Raw genomic sequence first — 2,776 nt, forward strand, 5'->3', positions numbered from 1 at the left:
CTCGACCCGTCGTTCGTCGTTCATCCCTGTTCCTCGAGATCGTAGAACGGTTCGGCATACCGGAAGGTGCCCCGAAGCGCGGGGTCGTGTGCCGTGAGCGCCCGGGCCTGGAAGTGGGAGGCCCACTCCTCGACGTCCGGGGAGATCCCGAGCTCGGCGGCGGGCACGAAACCGAAACGGGGGTAGTAGCCGGGATGTCCGAGCAGGAGCACGAGCGACTCGTCCAGCGCGTCCGCCGCACCGAGCACGGCGTGGACGAGTGCGCTGCCCACACCGGAACGCTGCAGGTCGGGTCGGACACCGAGCGGACCCAGACCCAACGCGGGCGTGCTGCCGACGTGTCCACGGGTAGCGACGACGTGCCCGACGATCGCGCCCGCGCCGTCCTCGGCGACGAGCGACAAGGGTGGCAGCCACGCGTCGCTCGCGCGCAGCGACGCGACGAGACCGGGCTCGACCGGCTCGTGGCCCGGCGCGGCGAACGGAGCGAAGGCGGCGCGGTGCACGTCCGCGATCGCACGGATGTCGGCAGGAAGCTCTCGACGGATCAGCACGCGATCATTGTGGGTGGCCGGAGGCCTCCTGCGCGAGTGGATTACCGAAGGCAGGGTGCGGTGCCGGAGAACATGCGGCCGAACGACATGCGGTGCCGAACCGTCGGGCCCGTCGTGTGGGAAGCTGCACTCATGTCCGGAACCCCGCTGACCCGCGCGCAGGTCGCGTCGATGATCGACCACACCCTCCTCAAGCCCGAAGCGTCCTCGCAGGACGTGCGGGCCCTCGTCGACGAAGCTGTCGATCTCGGCGTGTACGCGGTGTGCGTGTCGCCGTCGATGCTGCCCCTGCGGGCCGAGGGGGTCACGGTCGCGACGGTCGTCGGATTCCCGTCGGGCAAGCACCATTCGCTCATCAAGGGCGCCGAGGCGCGACTCGCCGTCGACGAGGGTGCGCGCGAGATCGACATGGTGATCGACGTGGGTGTTGCCGTGAGCGGCGACTACAACGCCGTTCTCGCCGACATCCTCACGGTGCGCGAATCGATCGGATTCGGCCCGGTCCTCAAGGTCATCATCGAGTCCGCGGTCCTCTCCGACGAGGCGATCGTGGAGGTGTGCCGCGCGGCGGAGAAAGCCGGCGCGAACTTCGTGAAGACCTCCACCGGCTTCCATCCCGCGGGCGGCGCCACCACCCACGCGGTCGCGCTCATGGCGGAGACGGTGGGCGGCCGGCTCGGCGTCAAGGCGAGCGGCGGTATCCGCACCGCGGAGGACGCGGTCGCGATGATCGAGGCCGGGGCCACGCGCCTCGGGTTGTCCGGCAGCCGCGCCGTGCTGGACGGTCTGCAGGGCTGAGCAGTGCTGGACGGTCCGCAGGGCCGACCTTGCCGGTCACGACAGCAGGCCGCAGCTGCTCTGCTGTTGCGTTTGCTGTTGTCCCGGCTGTCCCTGCGGGTTCTCCGGCAGCACGAAGCGGCCCCCTTCGAGGCGGAGTTCGACGCCCGAGTCGGTGACGCCCACTTCGGTGGCCTGCATGCCCAGCGGGTACTGCTGCAGACCCGAGGCGAGGATCTCCACGACGCCGTCGACGAGGGCCGTCGGGAGCCCGATGCCGAGGATCGTCGCGTCGGTCGTCTCGACCGTCACCACGCCGCCGTTCACCACCGGCCGCGCGGTGAACTCCGCAAGACCCTGGCCGCCGACGGTGAAGGTGAGGGTGCCCGCGTTCTCGTCGGCCGTGACATCGGTGACGAGCGCTCCCACCGACTGGCTCTGCACGGTCGCGAGGATCCCGGAGACGGGCCACGACACGTCGGCGCTCGAGCTGCCGATGGTGCCGGCACCCTCTGCGGAATCACGCAGGTCGACATTCTCGACCTCGGCGTGCACCTGCATCTGCTGGGCGGGGCCGAAGGCGGTGTCGTCGCTGTCGAGGGACACCGAGGGTACCCGCCGGTCGAGCAGTTGCAGCAGTACCGGTTTCCAGCTCAGGTCGACGTCGACTCCGGTGCCGAGCTCGCTCTCGAAGGACTGGGCGAGACAGGTGGTCGCGCGGTTGCGGACGTAGACCTCCGCGCCCACCAGGACGGCGACCAGCGCCGCGACGAGAACGACGGCGATCGTGACGGTGCGGTTGCGCTTCCGTTGCGTCATGAGGGTCGATTCTTCCGGAGAACTCTGAGGATCGACTGAACACACGGCCGCAGGATGAGGAAAATATGTGAGGTGTACCACATTCGTCGGCTACGCTGGGCGCCATGACAGGGTGGACGGATTCAGGTTACGACGCAACCGGGCGGGCCGATGCCGACGACTCGCTGCGGCGCCTCGCCGCCACGCAAGCCGGGTTCTTCACCGCACGCCAGGCCGTCGGCCACGGAATAGCAGCGCACGACTTCGCGGAACGCATCGAGGCGGGTCTGTGGATCCGCGTCGAGACCGAGTTGTACCGCCTCGGCGACAGCCCGCGGACCAAGTTCGACGAGTTCGCCCAGTGGTGCACCTGGTACGAGGGCGAAGCGGTCGTCTCGCACCAGAGCGCCGCCGACCTGCACGGCATGGGGCACCTGCAGCCCCGCTTCCTCCACCTGTCCACTCCCGACCAGCGCACCGTGCCGAGCAACCGGCTCGCGCTCCATCACCGGACGCTGGCGGACGAGGACTGCGAGATCGCCGGCGCATTCCGGATCACCACGCCGGCACGCACCGCGGTCGATCTGGCCGCGGGCGGTGTGTCCCAGGAAGTGCTCGACGAACTCGTCGGCGACGCCCTCGCGCTC

General features: G+C 69.6%; 4 protein-coding genes. 2 read left to right on the forward strand and 2 right to left on the reverse strand.

Features of this window, described 5'->3' with window-relative positions:
- Positions 1-20: 20 nt before the first annotated feature.
- Positions 21-554, reverse strand: coding sequence for a GNAT family N-acetyltransferase (locus R1101_RS0120495; protein ID WP_016935162.1), 534 nt, complete (start codon positions 552-554; stop codon positions 21-23).
- Between the two features lie 132 nt (positions 555-686).
- Between R1101_RS0120495 and deoC the strand changes: the two genes are divergently transcribed.
- The gene (deoC, locus tag R1101_RS0120500; RefSeq protein ID WP_026003527.1) at positions 687-1,352 is read left to right on the forward strand and encodes a deoxyribose-phosphate aldolase; all 666 of its coding nucleotides are present in this window, start codon (positions 687-689) and stop codon (positions 1,350-1,352) included.
- Between the two features lie 36 nt (positions 1,353-1,388).
- Here deoC and R1101_RS0120505 read toward each other — a convergent pair whose 3' ends face one another.
- Entirely contained in the window at positions 1,389-2,150 is a 762-nt protein-coding gene (locus tag R1101_RS0120505; RefSeq protein ID WP_016935164.1) for an LmeA family phospholipid-binding protein, read from the reverse strand.
- Between the two features lie 104 nt (positions 2,151-2,254).
- On the opposite strand from R1101_RS0120505, the gene R1101_RS0120510 reads away from it, so the two are divergent.
- Positions 2,255-2,776 (forward strand): type IV toxin-antitoxin system AbiEi family antitoxin domain-containing protein (locus R1101_RS0120510; RefSeq protein WP_016935165.1); only part of this gene is annotated, 522 nt, incomplete at its 3' end.

Origin of the sequence: Rhodococcus sp. R1101 (assembly GCF_000278445.1) — a bacterium.
In the GTDB taxonomy this organism is placed as follows: domain Bacteria; phylum Actinomycetota; class Actinomycetes; order Mycobacteriales; family Mycobacteriaceae; genus Rhodococcus; species Rhodococcus gordoniae.

What these genes read in the sequence shown, in the direction of transcription:
- deoC (WP_026003527.1), top strand. Translation starts at nt 687, where the DNA reads ATGTCCGGAACCCCGCTGACCCGCGCGCAGGTCGCGTCGATGATCGAC.
- R1101_RS0120505 (WP_016935164.1), bottom strand. Translation starts at nt 2,150, where the DNA reads ATGACGCAACGGAAGCGCAACCGCACCGTCACGATCGCCGTCGTTCTC.